Source organism: Cellulophaga omnivescoria (assembly GCF_027915275.1).
GTDB lineage: Bacteria > Bacteroidota > Bacteroidia > Flavobacteriales > Flavobacteriaceae > Cellulophaga > Cellulophaga omnivescoria.
Genome location: NZ_CP115819.1, coordinates 1691315 through 1709876, shown reverse-complemented (window position 1 = coordinate 1709876; position 18562 = coordinate 1691315). Strand labels below are relative to the sequence as shown.

At 32.1% G+C, this 18562-nt stretch carries 14 protein-coding genes; 5 read left to right on the top strand and 9 right to left on the bottom strand.

Annotation, left to right across the window (positions count from 1 at the left end):
• Positions 1 to 10: 10 nt before the first annotated feature.
• From PBN93_RS07600 to PBN93_RS07590, 3 genes are all read left to right on the top strand, one after another.
• Positions 11 to 892, top strand: a complete 882-nt coding sequence (locus tag PBN93_RS07600) for an ABC transporter ATP-binding protein (RefSeq protein ID WP_271081833.1) — start codon at positions 11 to 13, stop codon at positions 890 to 892.
• Between the two features lie 2 nt (positions 893 to 894).
• Positions 895 to 4500: a M1 family aminopeptidase gene (locus PBN93_RS07595; RefSeq protein WP_271081832.1), complete on the top strand. Its 3606-nt coding sequence runs from the start codon at positions 895 to 897 to the stop codon at positions 4498 to 4500.
• Between the two features lie 161 nt (positions 4501 to 4661).
• Entirely contained in the window at positions 4662 to 5240 is a 579-nt protein-coding gene (locus PBN93_RS07590; RefSeq protein ID WP_077401007.1) for a fasciclin domain-containing protein, read from the top strand.
• Positions 5241 to 5338: 98 nt separating this feature from the next.
• Here PBN93_RS07590 and hemF read toward each other — a convergent pair whose 3' ends face one another.
• The 7 genes from hemF to hemA form a co-directional block, all read right to left on the bottom strand.
• Positions 5339 to 6241, bottom strand: coding sequence for an oxygen-dependent coproporphyrinogen oxidase (gene hemF, locus PBN93_RS07585; RefSeq protein WP_271081831.1), 903 nt, complete (start codon positions 6239 to 6241; stop codon positions 5339 to 5341).
• 1 nt (position 6242) lies between these two features.
• Positions 6243 to 6590: a 5-carboxymethyl-2-hydroxymuconate Delta-isomerase gene (locus PBN93_RS07580; RefSeq protein WP_077401001.1), complete on the bottom strand. Its 348-nt coding sequence runs from the start codon at positions 6588 to 6590 to the stop codon at positions 6243 to 6245.
• A 5-nt stretch (positions 6591 to 6595) separates the two neighbouring features.
• Positions 6596 to 7351 carry an EI24 domain-containing protein gene (locus PBN93_RS07575; RefSeq protein ID WP_077400999.1) on the bottom strand — a complete coding sequence of 252 codons (756 nt, stop codon included), beginning with the start codon at positions 7349 to 7351 and terminating at the stop codon, positions 6596 to 6598.
• A 26-nt stretch (positions 7352 to 7377) separates the two neighbouring features.
• Complete coding sequence (locus PBN93_RS07570; RefSeq protein WP_077400996.1) at positions 7378 to 7866, bottom strand: DUF6973 domain-containing protein; 489 nt, start codon at positions 7864 to 7866, stop codon at positions 7378 to 7380.
• Positions 7866 to 8894, bottom strand: coding sequence for a uroporphyrinogen decarboxylase (hemE, locus tag PBN93_RS07565; protein WP_077400993.1), 1029 nt, complete (start codon positions 8892 to 8894; stop codon positions 7866 to 7868). Before hemE ends, PBN93_RS07570 begins: the two co-directional genes overlap by 1 nt.
• A gap of 106 nt (positions 8895 to 9000) precedes the next feature.
• Positions 9001 to 10578, bottom strand: a complete 1578-nt coding sequence (gene hemC / locus PBN93_RS07560) for a hydroxymethylbilane synthase (protein ID WP_271081830.1) — start codon at positions 10576 to 10578, stop codon at positions 9001 to 9003.
• On the bottom strand, positions 10575 to 11834 hold the full coding sequence (gene hemA, locus PBN93_RS07555) for a glutamyl-tRNA reductase (protein ID WP_077400987.1): 1260 nt from the start codon (positions 11832 to 11834) through the stop codon (positions 10575 to 10577). The genes hemC and hemA overlap by 4 nt, the downstream gene beginning before the upstream one ends.
• Before the next feature lie 206 nt (positions 11835 to 12040).
• On the opposite strand from hemA, the gene PBN93_RS07550 reads away from it, so the two are divergent.
• Positions 12041 to 12931, top strand: a complete 891-nt coding sequence (locus PBN93_RS07550) for a helix-turn-helix domain-containing protein (RefSeq protein WP_077400984.1) — start codon at positions 12041 to 12043, stop codon at positions 12929 to 12931.
• A gap of 1 nt (position 12932) precedes the next feature.
• On the opposite strand, the gene PBN93_RS07545 is transcribed toward PBN93_RS07550, so the two are convergent.
• Together PBN93_RS07545 and PBN93_RS07540 are read right to left on the bottom strand one after the other, a co-directional pair.
• Positions 12933 to 13778: an N-acetylmuramoyl-L-alanine amidase-like domain-containing protein gene (locus PBN93_RS07545; protein ID WP_271081829.1), complete on the bottom strand. Its 846-nt coding sequence runs from the start codon at positions 13776 to 13778 to the stop codon at positions 12933 to 12935.
• A 22-nt stretch (positions 13779 to 13800) separates the two neighbouring features.
• Positions 13801 to 17310, bottom strand: coding sequence for a TraB/GumN family protein (locus PBN93_RS07540; RefSeq protein WP_271081828.1), 3510 nt, complete (start codon positions 17308 to 17310; stop codon positions 13801 to 13803).
• Positions 17311 to 17526: 216 nt separating this feature from the next.
• On the opposite strand from PBN93_RS07540, the gene hemH reads away from it, so the two are divergent.
• Positions 17527 to 18558, top strand: coding sequence for a ferrochelatase (hemH, locus tag PBN93_RS07535; RefSeq protein ID WP_271081827.1), 1032 nt, complete (start codon positions 17527 to 17529; stop codon positions 18556 to 18558).
• Positions 18559 to 18562 lie beyond the last annotated feature (4 nt).

Below are 18562 nucleotides of genomic sequence, written 5' to 3'. Positions count from 1 at the left end.
AAAATTACATATGCTATCTATTAAAGACCTAAACAAAACGTATCCTAATGGAACAAAAGCGTTAAACAATGTAAATTTAGAAATTAGCAAAGGTATGTTTGGCCTTTTAGGACCAAATGGCGCTGGTAAATCTAGTTTAATGAGAACCATAGCTACCTTACAATTAGCAGATAGCGGCAGTATAGAATTTAATGGTATTGATGTTTTTAATAAGCCCGAAGAATTACGTAAAGTTTTGGGTTACTTACCTCAAGATTTTGGGGTTTACCCAAAAGTTTCTGCAGAGATGATGCTAAACCATATTGCAAAAATAAAAGGTATACAAAATAGTGGTGAGCGTAAAGCATACGTAGCAGATTTGCTAAACAAAGTAAACTTATACAAGTTTAGAAAAAGAAATTTAGGAGATTACTCTGGTGGTATGCGCCAACGATTTGGTATTGCACAGGCACTTATTGGCAATCCAAAATTAATAATTGTAGATGAGCCTACTGCTGGTTTAGACCCGCTAGAGCGTAATCGCTTTCATAACCTATTAAGTGAGTTAGGAGAAGAGGCTGTTGTTATTTTATCTACACATATTGTAGATGATGTTATTAACCTTTGTACAAATATGGCTGTTTTTAATGAAGGGCAAGTGCTTGTACAAGGTCATCCTATGGAGCTTACAAACTCTTTAAATGGCAAGGTGTTTAGAAAAAGTATTAAGAAAGAAGAAATTGCTACTTACGAAGAAAATTACACTGTTTTATCGTCTTATTTACGTGGTGGAAATCTAAACATAAATGTATATGCAGACGGTAACCCTGGAGAAGGTTTTGAAGTTATAAGTAACACTTTAGAGGACTTTTACTTTTACAGTATTAACCAAAAGGCTAAACAAACTGTGTAATTATGAAAGAGATATTTTTATTTGAACTAAAGTACAGGTTACGCAGACCAGTAACTTACATTTACATTTTTCTACTGTTTATAATTCCGCTATTAATTTCCGTTTTTGAGGATTCTGGAACAGCACAATTTACAAATAGCCCTAACGCAATTGCTGGTGTTTTAGGTAGTCTAAGCATTCTTGGCTTGTTTTTCTATGCAGCAATTATGGGTGTACCAGTATACAGAGATGAAGAGCATAAGACGGCACAAACATATTTTTCGTTTCCAATAACAGAAAAAAATTACATTATAGGCCGCTTTTTAGGTAGTTTTACCATTGTTACTGTTATGAACATTGGTGCTGTACTTGGTGCTATGATTGGCTTTACTATTGGAGCGTTATTAAACAGACCAGATTATGGAACATATACTAGTTTTGATTTTACAGCTTATTTTCTTCCGTTTATATTTTTCCTAACACTTAATTCGCTTTTTATTGGCGCATTATTTTTTAGCTTAATGACATTTTTTAAAAGAATGTCTATTTTATATTTAGGCGGAATTGTAATCTTTATTTTAACTAATGTAGCCGGCACTTTATTGGCAAATTTAGACAGCCAATGGCTAAGCATTTACTTAGACCCATTTGGAGCACAAGCGTATAGATTTATAAAAAAATATTGGTCTATTAACGAAGTTAACACCCTATACTTACCTTTGTACGGCGAGTTTTTACTAAACCGCCTTATGTGGTTTGTTATTAGTATTGGAATTTTTGCTTTTACAGTATTTAAATTCTCATACCCTAGCTTTTTAATTCCTAAGAAAGCTAAAAAATTAAAAGAAGACACTACAACTCCACAGAGTTCTGTGGCAATAGAAAACATAAAACAAGTATTTACTAAAAAAGCAAATTGGGGAAATTTATGGTCTTTAAGTAAAATTGAATTTTTATCAATTGTTAAAGAGAATGCGTTTAGAATTCTTATTTTAATTGGTATTATTTTCTCTGTATTTATAGCTACACAATCTACTCAAACATACGGCACACCATCATTACCAATAACTCGTTTTATGGTGCAAGAGTTAAGCTCCGGATTGTTGGTTTTTTCTATTATTATATTAGTTATTTATGCTGGTGAGGCAGTGCACAGGACAAGAAACAATAAAACATTTGAATTTTATGATGCTTTGCCTGTTACCAACACTACACTTTATATTTCTAAAATTATAGCATTAGTAGGCGTTGCTGTTGTACTTACCATAGTTACAATAATAGTTGGTATGCTATACCAAACCTATAACGGATATTTTAACTATGAAGTAGGTTTGTATTTAGTCTTTAATTTTGCTAACATATTTCCTGCATATATTACAACCGTTCTACTGGCATTTTTTATACATATATTAGCAAACAATAAATTTTTAGGGCACTTTTTAGTTATTGTGATTTCTTTGGGTTTACCCATTCTAATTACATTAGTTTTTAAAGTAAATAACCCATTATTTATATATGGCGGTTTACCTAGTAGTTTTTTAAGTGATTTAAATGGATTTGGCCATTATTTAATTGGTGGGTTCTGGTTAAATCTATACTGGATTTTATTTAGCTGTATTTTAGCTGTAGTTGGTTATGCCTTCTGGAATAGAGGATTTTACTCCAATTTTAAAGAAAGACTACGTTTAGCTGCTAGTCGTTTTAAAGGAAAAACCATAATTGCTTTTGTAGCATTTATTATTGGTTTTATTGCTGTTGGTGCATATAGCTACTACAACTTACAAGTACTAAATACTATAGGAAGTGCAGATCATAGCAATAAAATTGTAGCAGATGCTGAAAAAAATTACGCAAAATACCTAAACAAACCGCATATACAAGTTGTAGACCTTAAGGCTAAAATAGATATTTATCCAGAAGAAAGAGACGTTTATGCAGAAGGTAATTTTACTGCAGTAAATAATTTTGACACCCCAATAGATACACTCTTAATGGAAGTAAAATTTGGTGTTGCAGATACTAAAATAACTAAAGTTGTTTATAACGGAAAAGAACTACAACCCTTTTTAAAAGATAGTGTTTACAGACTATTTATATACAAGTTACCAAAGCCTTTACAACCAAAAGACACTGCTTCTTTAATTATTAATACTAGGGCAATAACAAAAGGTTTTGCCAACGGATTAGAGACAAATGTATTAAATAACGGTACATTTTTTAGAGATGATATTTTTCCTTCTTTTCATTATGAAATTGCTTTAAATGATAATGGTACTCGTAAAAAGTACGACTTAGAAGAAATGGACTACTTATTTCCTCCTAGAACCGATAGTACTGCTCTAAAAAAGAGTTTGTTTAATGAAGATGCAAACTACATGAATTTTGAAGCTACTGTGAGCACCTCTAAAGGGCAAACTGCTATTGCTCCCGGTAATCTTATTAAAAAGTGGGATAAAGACAATAGAAGCTACTTTACTTATAAATTAGATGAAAAAACAGATTACTTTTTCAACTTTGCATCTGCTGCTTATGATGTTGAAAAAGATTACTGGACAGCACCAAGTGGTAAAAAAGTTGCTATAGAAATTTATCATTCTCCAAAACACAAAAGAAATTTAAAACACTTTATAAACGGTATAAAAGTATCATTAGACTATAACTCTAAAAACTTTTATGAGTATCCGTACTCGGTTATTAGAATTGTGGAGTTTCCTGCATACTCAACTTTTGCGCAATCTTTTGCCACAACAATACCCTACTCTGAAGATTTTGGTTTTGTTGCCGATTTTTCAAAAGCTGAAGATTTTAACTATGCGTTTAGGGTAACATCTCATGAGGTTGCACACCAATGGTGGGGACATATTGTTAGTCCTAGTAAAACATCTGGATCTAATATTATTTCTGAAACTCTTGCAGAGTACGTGTCTTTAATGACAATGAAAAACGAATATGGAGAAAACGGAATAAAATCGTTCTTAAAAAACTCTTTAGATTCTTATTTAAGTGCACGCCAGTTTAGTTTTAAACCGGAACGCTCATTAATCAATGTAGAAACTGGTCAGCATATTTGGTACCGCAAAGGCTCTATGGTAATGTATGAATTACAAGATGTTATTGGTGAAAACAAAATTAATGGCGCTTTAAAGCAATTTTTAAATGAATACAAGTATTTTAATAAAGGCGTGTACCCTACATCCGATAATTTATATGATGCATTGTATGCTGTTGCTCCAGACTCTTTAAAATACAAAGTTACAGATGGCTTTAAAGAAATTGTTTTGTATGAAAACAAAGTAACAGAAGCTAAAACTAAAAAGCTAGATAACGGAAAATGGGAAACTACTTTTACTGTAAACTCTTCTAAAATTTATTATGATGATAAAGGAAAAGAAAGAGAAACTGATACTAAAAAGAACTTAGTAGATGTTGGCCTTTTTGGACCTGATATTAAAAATGAAGAGAATGTAACTCTAAAAGATCCTTATTATTTTGAATTGAAATGGTTGGCACCAGGAGACAATACATTCACAATTGTTACAGATAAAAAACCTGAAAAAGCGGGAATAGATCCTTATAACAAATTAATAGATCGTAAGTCTGACGATAACTTAAAAGAGGTTTTAGAATAAACTACAACCAAATACTTATATAAACAAAACGCTCCTTTTGGGGCGTTTTTTTGTTTTTTAGAATAAAAAATACATCAATATAAAAAAAGACAACTTTTTTAAAACCCTCTTTTAGTTTTTGCCGTAGGTAAGGTCGTAATCACATATTAAAACACACAAAAATGAAATTATCTAAATTATTAAAATCGACTTCACTAGCTATTATTCTTTTAATTGGAGCAAACACATTTGCACAAGATAAAATGATGAAAGCTGAAACAAAAATGGTTGGTGGCGCAGAAATGTACCCATCAAAAGATATTGTATCTAACGCTGTAAACTCTAAAGACCACACCACACTTGTTGCTGCCGTAAAAGCTGCAGATTTAGTAGAAACGTTACAAGGAGAAGGTCCTTTTACAGTATTTGCACCAACAAATATGGCTTTTGAAAAATTGCCAAAAGGAACTGTAGAAACGCTATTAATGCCAGAAAACAAAGCAACATTACAAAAGGTACTTACTTACCACGTAGTTGCTGGTAAACATTCTGCTGCAGATATAATGAAAGCAATAAAAATGGGTAAAGGAAAAGCAGAATTTACTACTGTTGCTGGTGAAAAACTAACAGCAATGGTTACTAAAGGAAAAGTACAATTAAAAGATGTAGCTGGTAATGTTTCTACAGTTACAATTGCAGATGTAAACCAGTCTAACGGCGTTATACACGTAGTAGATACGGTTGTTTTACCAATGAAATAGTTTTTTATTAGTTTGATTGATTGTTCCCCAAATGTAAAAAGGTGTCTAATATAATTTTAGACACCTTTTTTATTTTAATACGCTTATAAAGCTTTACACTACACCCACTCTTTAGGTGTTTTTAAAACCTGAAGCAATTTTTCTTCCTCACTACCTTCCTCTGGGGTATGGTCATAAACCCATTGTACGTGGGGAGGCAAACTCATTAAAATACTCTCTATACGGCCGTTAGTTTTTAATCCAAACAACGTTCCCTTATCGTGCACCAAATTAAATTCTACATAACGGCCACGTCTAATCTCTTGCCAATCTCTTTGCTCCTTAGTGTAAGCCAACTCTTTTCTTTTTTCTACAATAGGCACATAACACGTTAAAAAGCTATTACCAACCTCTGATACATAATTGTACCAATCTTGCATAGACATACTTTCTGTAGCTTTACAATAGTCAAAAAACAAACCACCAATACCACGCGCTTCATCTCTATGAGCGTTCCAAAAATACTCATCACAACGTGCTTTGTATTTAGCGTAAAACTCTGGGTTGTGTTTATCGCAAGCGGTTTTACATACGTTATGAAAATGAGTAGCATCTTCATTAAACAAGTAATAAGGCGTTAAATCTTGTCCGCCACCAAACCATTGATCCACAATATTACCGTCTGTATCATACATTTCAAAATAGCGCCAATTAGCGTGTACAGTAGGCACCATTGGATTTTTAGGATGCAACACCAAACTTAAACCACAGGCAAAAAAGTTAGCATCTTCTACACCAAAATACTTTTGCATACTTTCTGGTAACTTTCCGTGTACTCCAGATATATTAACTCCGCCTTTTTCAAAAACAGCACCGTTTTCTATAACTCTGGTTCTGCCACCACCACCTTCTGGACGTTTCCAAATGTCTTGCTTAAATTTAGCAACACCATCTACAGCTTCTAACTTAGCGGTTATAGTATCCTGTAATTCTTGTATATAGTTATAAAACTTGTCCTTCATTTTAAATCATTGATTTATTGCAATATGTTTCCTTTTCAAAATCCCTTATGTTAATAGCTATAAAAGAGATTTCTGGGAAAAACCGACTTAATTTACGTGTTATTTGTTCTGATAAATTTGCTTTTTGCTCTTTAGTTCTGCCTTCCATAATATTAGCAAAAACGTGAATAAAAGGTTCTTGTTTACCTCCCACCAAATAATGCTCTGCAAAAGGATTTAAACGTACTTTTATATCTGCCTCATCAAACAAATTAGTCGCTACAGCTACTGCGTGTACTGATTGTAAAACCTCCGTTGGATTTTGCAATTTTAAAACATCACTAGAACAATCTATAACAAAGTGTGGCATATAAATTATTTTTTAACAACTAAGGTTTCGTTCTTTAAAATTTCTACTGTTTTTACTGTTGCTGCTGTTACCGACAGTGGTAAAACAAGAATTATACCTACTAATGGCACAAATAAAAACAGCATAAAAACAATACCGTTACCTATAGCTAAACCTCTATTATTTTTAACAAAAGCTATACTTTCTTTATAATTAAAATGGCGTTCTAGGGTATAATCTATATTACCAAAACCAGCATAATAGGCTTGCATTAAAAACAACAATATGGTTGAAGCTACACCAATAACTGGTATAAAACCAAGTAATAGAATTGGTATGGTAAATAAAATTTCTTTTGCCAAATTTCTCACGTTTATGCGTATACCTCTCCATAGTTGCTCACTAAAAGATGTGTTTGTATGGCTATGTGCCGGTACACCTGTTAAATGTGCCTCTATTTTTTCTGATACCGGACTCATAAACGGTGCAGACAATGCCATTACAATGTGTTTGTATAACAATAACCCTATTACAACAATAACTGTTGCACCTATAAAGTTAGAAACTGTTGTAAAAGTCTCTTTGCCCCAATCCCAAATCCAAATTTGTGCTATAAAACCACCAATACTACCAGACAACCAAATAGCCAACAAAACAATTATTGCCGCCGTTAACACGCTAATTAGTACAGGAACAAGAAAATATTTCCAAAGTTTAAGCTTAGAAATTAAAGCAAAAGTACCAGCATAGGCTTTTATTCCTTTCAAGATATTTTTGAGCATTTGTTATATTTTAAAATTCTTAAAAACTAAGATACAATATAAACCATATTAGCAGGATATAGTTTTATGTCTTTTGCATTTGCAATTTTTTCGGCTACCTTACTTTTTTCTAAAATAAAGTTTATTAATTCCGATTCCTTTTTGTCTGCATAATTAAAAAAATAAAGTCTGCCTACCGCATTATTTTGCAAGTCCATTAATTCATCTAACTCATTGTTATTGGTGACTTTTTCATACAAATCGGTTACTTTTTGAGCCCAAAACACACTTTTTTGCTTACTTTTTGTGCGTTTTAGCGTGTAAGTACACAATAGAGCATTCCACACTGCGTGTCTAAATGCATTGCCTTTATTGCTTTTACCGTGGCCATCTGGATAGTACGTATTGCAAAAAGCAAATGTTTGTTTTGTTGCCTTTATACTAGGAACCAATAATAATGGATGCCTTAAAAACAGTAAAGACAGTTTAAAAAACTGTCTTATACTTAAACTTTTTATTCTGTTCCAGATTTTCACTAGTTAGCTTTATACTCTTTTACAGCATCTATAAATGCTTTTGCATTTTCTAGCGGTATGTTTGGTAAAATACCGTGACCAAGGTTTACTATGTACTTATCTTTACCAAATTCATTAATCATTTGGTGCACCATTTTTTTAATATCTTCTGGTGGAGACAAGAGCCTAGATGGATCAAAATTACCTTGTAGTGTAATATTACCTCCTGTTAAATAACGTGCATTACGTGCAGAGCAAGTCCAGTCTACACCTAAAGCAGATGCACCAGACTTAGCCATATCTCCCAATGCAAACCAACATCCCTTACCAAAGGCAATAACAGGAGCTTCATCTTTTAAAGCATCTATAATTTGCTGTATATACTGCCAAGAAAACTCTTTATAATCTGTTGGTGACAACATACCTCCCCAAGAGTCAAACACCTGAACTGCATTAACTCCTGCCTTAACTTTCTCTTTTAAGTAAGCAATGGTAGTGTCTGTTATCTTTTGTAATAATTGGTGCGCTGCAACCGGGTTTGTAAAACAAAATTCCTTTGCCTTATCAAACGTTTTACTACCTTGCCCTTGTACGCAGTAACATAAAATTGTCCAAGGAGAACCAGCAAAACCTATTAAAGGAATATCATCATTTAACTTCTCTTTTGTCATTTTAATAGCATCCATAACATAACCAAGCGTGCTGTTTATGTCTGGCACAATAACAGAGTCTAAATCTTTAGAAGTACGAATAGGGTTTGGTAAATACGGACCAAAATTTGGCTTCATTTCTACCTCAATATTCATTGCCTGCGGAATAACTAAAATATCAGAAAATAAAATAGCAGCATCCATACCATATCTGCGTATAGGTTGTACTGTTATTTCTGATGCCAATTCTGGTGTTTGGCAGCGTGTAAAGAAATCGTATTTTTTTTTGATTTCCATAAACTCTGGCAAGTATCTACCAGCCTGACGCATCATCCAAACCGGTGGTCTGTTTACAGTTTCTCCTTTTAAGGCTCTTAAAAATAAATCGTTTTTTATCATATCCTATCCCTAACCTTCTTCAAATAAGAAGGAATTTGTTTAACTTAAACTCAACTTTATAACAAACAAAAGCTAAAAACCAATAACCAACAGCCTAGGTTAAAAGTTAGCTATAATGCTCATTTACTAAATCTATAACACTTTCTACTGTTGGTAGTTTTGCTACTCTAACATCTGAAAAATGTTTTCTTGCTTCTGCAGCCGTTGTATCTCCAATACAAAAGGCAATTGCATTGGCTTTATTTTCTTTTAAAAAGCTTTCTATACCAGACGGACTATAAAACAATACAGCCTCTACGCTACTTGGCACCTTTTTGGCATCAAACTTTGTTTGGTAAGCCTCAACTTCATTAATTTTAATATTGTTTTTCTCTAAAATAGAAGGCATATCATCTAACCTTAAATTACCAGAAAAATAGGTTATTTCTTTTACCGCTAAGTTAGCTACTAAATATTCTGCTAGTTCTTTTGCACTTTTTTCAAAATGCGCAACCGGACCAATATTGTTTTTTATAAAACGTCTGGTTTTACGACCTACACAGTAAATATTATTAAATTTTAGTTCTGACCCTGCGTAATTTGCAAGCACAGATTCTACTGCATTTTTACTAGTAAAAACTACATTTTCAATCTCTTTTTTAAATACTCTTGGTGGTATTCTGTTAGAACTAATTTTTATAAAGTCACTACTTTCTACAGCAATACCATTTGCTAACCTATCTTTTTGGTCATTAGTTAACAATTTGGTAGAAAAAACAGTGGTTTCTTTATTAGCACTGTGTAAACCTTCCATAATATACTTACCACCACGTTCTAAAACGTGTTCTGCAGCTTCTACAGCCAAGTTATTATGATCGCCTAACTTTACAAGTCTGTCTACCTCTATTTTCTTAGTTCCATCTGGACTTAGTAATACAGCTCTAAAAATTACTTGTTCGCTTTTTATGTATGCCAAAGCACCAATTGGAGCAGTACAACCACCTTCTAACCTATTTAAAAAAGTACGTTCTATTGTTGTACAAATTTCAGTTTCTCTGTGGTTTATTTCATCACAAATGGCTAAAATTTCTTCCTCATCTTCTTTTGCTGTAACCATTATTGCACCTTGTCCTGGCGCAGGAATCATCCAATCTAAATTTACTGCCTCTTCTGGCCTTAAATTTAAACGACCAATACCAGCAGCAGCAAATATAACTCCGTTCCACGTATCAGAATCCTCTAACTTTTGTAAACGTGAATTTACATTACCACGTATATCCTCAATCTTATGTGTAGGGTAACGGTTTAACCACTGTGCTTTACGGCGTAAACTACTTGTAGCAATAATACCATCACGAGCGCCTAAAAACTCTTCGTTATTTTTATAAACCAAAGTGTCTTTAACATTACCACGTTCTAAAACAGCTGCTTGTACAATACCTTTAGGCAAAACAGTTGGCACATCTTTTAAAGAGTGTACAGCAATATCTATTTCTCCTTTAAGCATAGCTACGTCTAAGGTTCTAGTAAAAATACCAGTTATACCTAGCTCATACAAAGGCTTATCTAACTGTAAATCTCCAGTAGATTTAACAGCTACTATTTTGGTTTTAAATCCTAGGGTTTCTAATTCAGATTTTACTCTGTTTGCTTGGTACAATGCAAGTTCACTATCTCTGGTACCAATGCGTATTATTTTGCTCATTTTGTTGTATTCACTTCTAATTGAAAAACTTTCTGTATTAAGTCTAAACTATTGTTAGCGTCTGTATTTTCATCTTTTAAGTGATTGGCAAACTGCTTTGTAATTTTCTGTATAATACGGTCTGTTATAATATCTGCCTCTTCTAAGTTAAAGTTAGCAGCCTTTTTGCTATGAAAATCTAGCTCTTCTTCTTTAATAGTATTTAGCTTTTGCTTTAACGCCTTAATTACCGGAGCAAACTTTCGGGTCTCTAACCACTTAATAAACTCGGTTTTTATTTCATCGTTAATTGCTTCTGCCTGTGGTATAAATTGTTTTCTTTTTTCTAAAGTTTCATCTGTCATTTGAGATAAATGATCTAAATGAATTAAAGAAACATTGTCTAATTCCTCTACATTATCTGCCACATTTTTAGGTATAGAAAGATCTAAAATTAAAAGCGGCTTTTTTGTATAAATTAACTCTTTAGAAATGGTTGGTTGTGCAGCACCAGTGGCAACTATTAATACATCTGTATTTCTAATTTCTGCCTGTAAATCTCCATAATCTTTAACCACCAAATTAAACTTACCAGCAACTTTTTCTGCCTTGTCTTTGGTTCTATTAATTAAAGTAATGTGTGAGTTTTGTGTGTGCTTTATTAAGTTTTCACACGTATTACGCCCTATTTTACCGGTTCCAAAAAGTAAAATATTCTTTTCTGAAATGTTAGGTACGTTTTTAATAATGTATTGTACAGATGCAAAAGCTACAGATGTTGCTCCGCTAGATATTTCTGTTTCGTTTTTAATACGCTTACTTGCCTGTATAACCGCATTACACAAACGCTCTATAAAAGGGTTTGCTAAATTATGCTTTTTAGAACGAACAAAACTTTGCTTAAGCTGACTTATAATTTCAAAATCGCCTAGAATTTGACTATCTAAACCAGTACCAACTTTAAACAAATGACTAATAGCGTCGTTGTTTTTGTATACATATGCTACCTCCTGAAACTCTTCTACAGTACCCATTGCATTGTCACACAACAATTTTATTAATTGAAATGGGTGCTTTGCAAAACCGTGTAATTCTGTTCTGTTACATGTAGAGGTTACCAACAAACCATCTATACCTTCTTCTGCCGCCTCTACTAGCAATGCATTCATTGCTTTTTCATCTAAACTAAATTTGCCTCTTACTACTGCATCTGCCTTTTCATAATTAAGACCTATGGTGTAAAAGGAACTATGTTTAGAAATATGATAATTCTTCATTGGGAATTTTTCAAATCGGTTACAAAAATAAATCTAGCATTAGAATAAAAATAACGCTAGAAGAACAATAAGTATCGATTACCGCTTTTTAACCTCTTATTTACACAAAAAAGGAGCTAAATACTTATATTTGTTACTATAAGAATGAATAGCTCTTTTCTATTTAGAAAGTTTCTAAATAGAATGAAACTGTAACAAAATTTAAAATGGAAGTAAAAAATACCGCTCAAGGTTCATTTGAAGAAGTACTAATTGAAGATGGTTTTTACGTACTTAAAATACAAAACGATAGTATTGAAAATCAAAAAGTTGAACGTGAAATAGACAGTTCTTTCATACAGTTTCATTATTGTTTAAAAGGCAATGGAAAGTTTATTTTTAATGAGAGCAGCTATGCCTTAGAGGTTTCTGAAGAAAACTCGCTTTTGCTATACAATACACAAAAAGATTTGCCACTAAACCTAGAGTTAAGCCCAAATTCTTGGATGGTATCTGTAGTAATGACAATTCGTAAATTTCATTCACTATTTTCTAAAGAAGCAGATTACATTCCGTTTTTAAGTTCAGATTTTCAGGATAAAAAATACTACTCTCAAGAAAATGTGAGTCCGGCTACAGCCATAGTTCTAAGTCAGATTATGAACTACAACCTGCACTCTTCTATAAAAAGCTTGTACATAAAAGGTAAAGTTTATGAACTTATTGCTCTTTATTTTAACAAAAGTGAAGATGCAGATATTGAGCAATGCCCTTTTTTGGTAGATGAAGATAACGTTAAACGTATACGTAAGGCCAAAGAAATTATAATTGCTAGAATGGCAGAACCACCTACACTAGCAGAACTATCTGATGAAATTGGTTTGTCTTTAAAAAAGTTAAAAGAAGGTTTTAAACAAATTTATGGCGACTCTGTATACAGTTTTTTGTTTGAGCACAAAATGGATTACGCACGTAAAATGTTAGAAACTGGTCAACATAATGTTAACGAAGTGGGATTAAAAGTAGGTTACAGTACTGCCAGCCATTTTATAGCAGCTTTTAAAAAGAAATATGGTACAACACCTAAAAAGTATTTAATGTCTTTAACTAACGGCTAATTTAAATGGGTCTTGCAACCATAATACCAATATTACTTTTTATCTTTTTAAGATAATCTACTAGTGGTAACTTAGTAACCTCAACCTGCATAGACCCCGTAGAGGCGTGCAACATATGTATACGTCCATCTTCTGCACGTATAGCAATACCTGTATGCGTTACATCTAAACCATTAATAGAGGTTGCTAGCGCAATAATATCACCCGTTTTTATTAGGTGTTCATTAGCAGCAATATCTTCTTGTGCTAATACACAAAATTCATTTTGGTTTAATGCTTCTTCGGTTTTTAATATGGTATTGTAATTACCGTCATTTTTTAAAAAAGGATACAAATCCCTGTGTGTACCCATAAAGTTAATTTCCTTTTTAACAATTTTACCACCAATTTGGTTGGTAATATTTTTTACCAAACCTTTGGTTTCATTATTAAAAATCCACTCGGTAAAATAATGCAACCTAGAGCCATAACCATCTAAATTACCATCTCTATACCTAATTTTTTGTAAGGTGTTTGTAAACGCAGTAAAATTTAGACTATCTGCTCTAGAAATTAACCCAAAAGCAAGCACGTTTTCTACAAAAGTGGTACAATCTAAACCGTGCAAGTTAACCACCAAAGACTCTTTTTCTCCTATTTCTAATGTTTTAGCAACATAAGGTGTTTTTAAAAAGGTTTTACCTATAGCCACTAAAGAATCTCCAAAGTTACTGGCATTACTTATTAATTTAACCTGCTTAATTTTAGTTTTAAATGCAACGCTATCTTTGGGACTGCAAGTAATTTGCTGCGCAAAAGAAATTGCACAACAAAAAAATAGAAACATTAAAAACAATTGTTTTTTCATATAAAGTAAATGTAACTAAAGTTTAGTAATTGTAATATCCAAAATTTCTGTTATACGCATTAGGTCTATAAACAGCAGCACGCTTTCTATCTTTTAAAATAAACTCTTCTGTAACCATATCTATAACCTCTTGCTCACTAAATACATCTTCTATATTTTTTCCGTTATTTTGATAAAATGGATGCACACCAATTTTATTAGTTTTAGGATAAACTAATAAGTATATTTTTTCAGTTTTATCATAACTTGTTTTCTGAGAAAACTTATAGTAATAACCAACGTATGTATTTCCTTTGTAGTTTATATCTTTTTTAGAGATAAATTCTACAGTAAACTTATTTCTATTATACTTATTGCGCTGGTAAATTAGACTTTCCCCTAAACTTTGTTGACTGTAATAATCCTTAGGAAATATCTGCAATTTTTTAGCCACTTTAAGTTTATCAAATAATAATTTTCTGCTCTCTGGATTAGCAGCCAAAGAATCTAAAATACCATTTGGTATAGGAGAGTTAGACCTAGCTAGTAAAGCTGTATACGTTGTTTTAACAGCCGCATCATTACTTAGTAAAAGTTTGGTATAAAACCATTGCACTTCTTTTTCTTTTCTAAAAGGGAAAAGCAATATTGTATAATCTTCTAATGTGTTGTAAGAAGTATTTCTAGAACCAAATACTCTAGCAACACCATTAGTATTATCTTTACCTAAATGCCTTTTAAGCTGAATTTTAGCATCATTTAAAATTTGCTTTTTATATTTTTTATAAGTAGAAATTTTTATGTGCGAATGTAGTTGCAAACGTGCCAAAATTGAAAATATTGGTGCCTTGTACTCCTCAATGGCACTATACTCTAAAATTTTAGGAAACAGTTGTTTTGCCAAAGGAAGACTATCTAAATATGGTTTAAATATGGTGTTAATTTCATAACTATTACTCACCAATGGTAAATCTTTAGACATTAAATCTAACAATGTTTTTACAGATGCCTCACTATTTTTAGCGGCTACAGCTTGTAAAATTTTGGTTTGTGCATTAGAGTTGTTATAGGAATCTTCATAAAAAGAAGTAAAAAATGGTATTACTCTATTACTTTTAAGTTTTCCCATTTGTTGTATTAAATGCGATTGTATTTTCTTTTGACTGTCATTAAAATTAAACTCAGTTACGTAATACTCTAAAGAATCTAAATGTTTAGGTTCAAAATTTATAAACCGATACCCATTAAGTGCAATACTATCATTTTTACGCAGCGCTTTAAAAAATAAAGGTGTTTTATCTTCTAAAAAAGATTTACCAATAACGGTATCTACTGGCGTAAAATTATTTATAAAAGTAGTAATGTAAGTACTAGATTTTTGAGTAGTATCTATAACCGATTTTATCTCATACAACAAACCATCTTTAGCTATATTTCTAACAAAAATACCTCTTGTACTAGCTGTATCAGTTAAAACTAAATTTAACTGCTCATACCCTTCTGGAGTTTTAGATTGTTGCTCTTTGTGTATTACAAAACTCTTTTTTTGATACATTTTTTTTCTTAATGTCCAAAGAGAGTCTACACTTGGCAACATTAAAAAGTCATGTGCTTTATTTACAGCAACACTAATTATTTCACCGTTGTTATTTTGGTAAATATTTGTTTTGGTATACGGGTTGTACTCTTTTGGTTTTTTTCTACCATTGTTAAAACTATAATTATTAACAGAAAAATTAGGTGGCTTAACTGTAGATTTTGTGGTAAAATATAAAGCAGTGTCTTTAACAAAAGTAAAATCTTTATTGTACGTTGGACTCTTTAACTCTAAAGAATTAAAATAGGTGTTTGCAACGGCAGAATCTTTACTAACTGCACCTAGCAAATAATAGTTTATGCCGTTTACAACAGATTTTAAAAATAATTTTTTACCAGAAACAGAATCCAAAACTGCGCTAGAAACTAGTGCTCTGTTTTTAGGAGCTTTGTAGTTAGCCTTTATTTTTAATTGTTGATAAAAGCGTTTTTGTATTTGTTTAAGCTCAAACGTATCTTCTTCAATAAAGCGTAAATCGTTTTGTGTTACTTTTTTAAGAAAAAAGTAGTCTTCTGTAGCATCATCTACACCTTGTACCAAGCGGTCTCCAAACCTATATTTATTTGGAAAAATGTAATTAGATGGCATTTCTACAGAAAAATCATTAAATCCAGAGGTAACCTTAACCCTTTTTAAAGGATGCTTTTTTAGCTTTATAGTATTAAAAATAGTGTCTGAAAACTGTTGTACATATGTACCCTCACCACCCATTTTAAAAATAATTATTTCTAAAGGTGTAATGTAAATTTGATAGCGTTGGTGATCACCATTTTTAAGTAAGTTTTTAATTTCAAAAAACGGAACACCGTTTTTCTCTAACTTATTTTTCTCTAAAATTTTACCCGGTATATTCTCAAAAAGTAATTCATCAATTTTATTAAAATCAAACGTTCTATCATCTTTTAAATAGGAGAAAGTAGGTATACGGGTTATCATTACATAGCTTCCATTTGCAAGGTCTGGTACAATATAGCTTGTAACATTACTATCTGTAACCGGGTACATTTTATTAGGTAGCATAACCGTAAAAGCATCATCATCTGGAGCCTGCTCTTGGTAATTATTTTCCCTAAACCTTTTTACTATTTTTTCTTTTAGCTGCTTGCCTTTAAAGCCAGATTTAGAGGTTAACGGTTTTACGGTATAACCTTTACTACGTAATAAAGAGATTACACCATTATCTCCAGGTAAATGAGCCGCACCAATACCCGTAAAAACCTTATTAGTCTTTAATAATGTATCTAACTTATTAACCATATTTTGGTTACGTATATACAGCATATTTTTTAAATAATGATTGGTGTATATACCAGAATCTAAAGAATCTATTAAATTTATATTTCGCTCTCTATATGCATCTTGCAATAAAAAATCCATACCCTTTTGTTGCATTTTTTTTAGCAACCAATCGTCTGGTTTGTCTTTCATTGCATTTAAATTAGCCCTGCCTACCAAAATTGCAGACTCTTGCAAATCTTCTAAAGCAACAATTTGTTTATTAAACTTTTGTCCGGCTTGGTATATAAACATATCTAAATATGTTTCCTCTTCAAAATCTTGAGCAAAAGAATTGGTTCTGTACAACAAGCCATTTAAAATACGGTCTTCAAAAGCTAAATAAGACCCTACTTCTTCCGTTTCTGGGTTATTCATTATAAAAGAACTCGCATAAAAACCCTTGGGCACATAATTGTAACGTACTGCCGTTTCTGTAATATCTTCTTCTAACCAGGTAGCTGGGTCCGACTCCAATGCTACAACATCACTTTTTAATAACGATTCGTAAAAAACATCATCTAACCTAAAAGCCACCTTTTTACTCACGTGCATTGTTCCGTATAAATAAGAAGTTTGTTTTAATCCGTTACCAGATATCTCCCAAAGCAAACTATTTTTTTCTTGGGCAGTGCCAAAACACAAAAAAAACAGTAAAACAGAACTAATAAGAATGCGCATAAACAGTATTTTTATGAAATAACAACGTAAAATTTAATTGTAAGTTGCATTAAATATAGTTATCCTAAAAAAATTAGACACTAATTAACGTTACATTATGAAGATAGTAAACTTTTAAAAATGATTGTAGCTATTAAAGAATAAGTATAAATTATAACCAAAAGTGTTAAAATTGAGCAACAAGCCTTATTTTTGCATTTATAAAAAGATACAGTTGTGAAAGGAGTTTTATTAGTAAATTTAGGATCACCAGATAGTCCAACCCCTAAAGATGTTAAGCCATATTTAGATGAGTTTTTAATGGATGAAAGGGTTATAGATGTACCTAATTGGTTACGTAATATTATTGTACGTGGTATTATTTTACGTACCAGACCTAAAAAATCTGCTGAAGCATATAAAAAAATATGGTGGGAAGAAGGTTCTCCGCTTGTTGTAATTTCAGAACGTTTTACAGCTAAAGTAAAAGAGCAAACAAAAATGCCTGTTGCTTTGGGTATGCGTTACGGTAGTATGACCATTAAAAACGGATTGCAAGAGCTTAAAGATAAGGGCGTAGATGAAGTTTTATTAGTTCCTCTATACCCACAGTACGCAATGTCTTCTTTTGAAACCGTTGTGGTTAAAACAATGGAAGAAAAAGAGCAGCATTTTCCAGAAATGAAAATAACTACGCTACAAGCTTTTTATAAGAATGAAGATTATTTAAAAGTACTATCTAACAGTATAGCAAAGAGCCTAGAAGGTTTTAATTATGATCATATATTGTTCTCTTACCACGGTATTCCAGAACGTCACATAAAAAAATCAGATCCAACTAAGTTTCATTGTAAAATAGATGGTTCTTGCTGCGCTACCAACTCTGTAGCTCACAATACATGTTACCGTCACCAATGTTATGAAACTACAAAAAGAGTTACTGCTCTTTTAGGCATACCAGAAGATATAATTAGTGTATCATTCCAATCTCGTTTACCAAACGACCCTTGGTTAAAACCGTATACAGATTTTGAGTTTGAGCGTTTTCCTAAAGAAGGCAAAAAGAATTTAGCAGTAATTACACCTGCATTTGTGGCAGACTGTTTAGAGACTTTAGAAGAGATTGCTATGGAAGGTAAAGAGCAATTTACAGAAGCTGGCGGTGTAGAATACAAACACATACCTTGTTTAAATACAGATGAAAACTGGGTATCTGTAATGGCAGACTGGGTAAATAATTGGGAAAAAGATGGTAGTTTACCAAGCTAAAAAC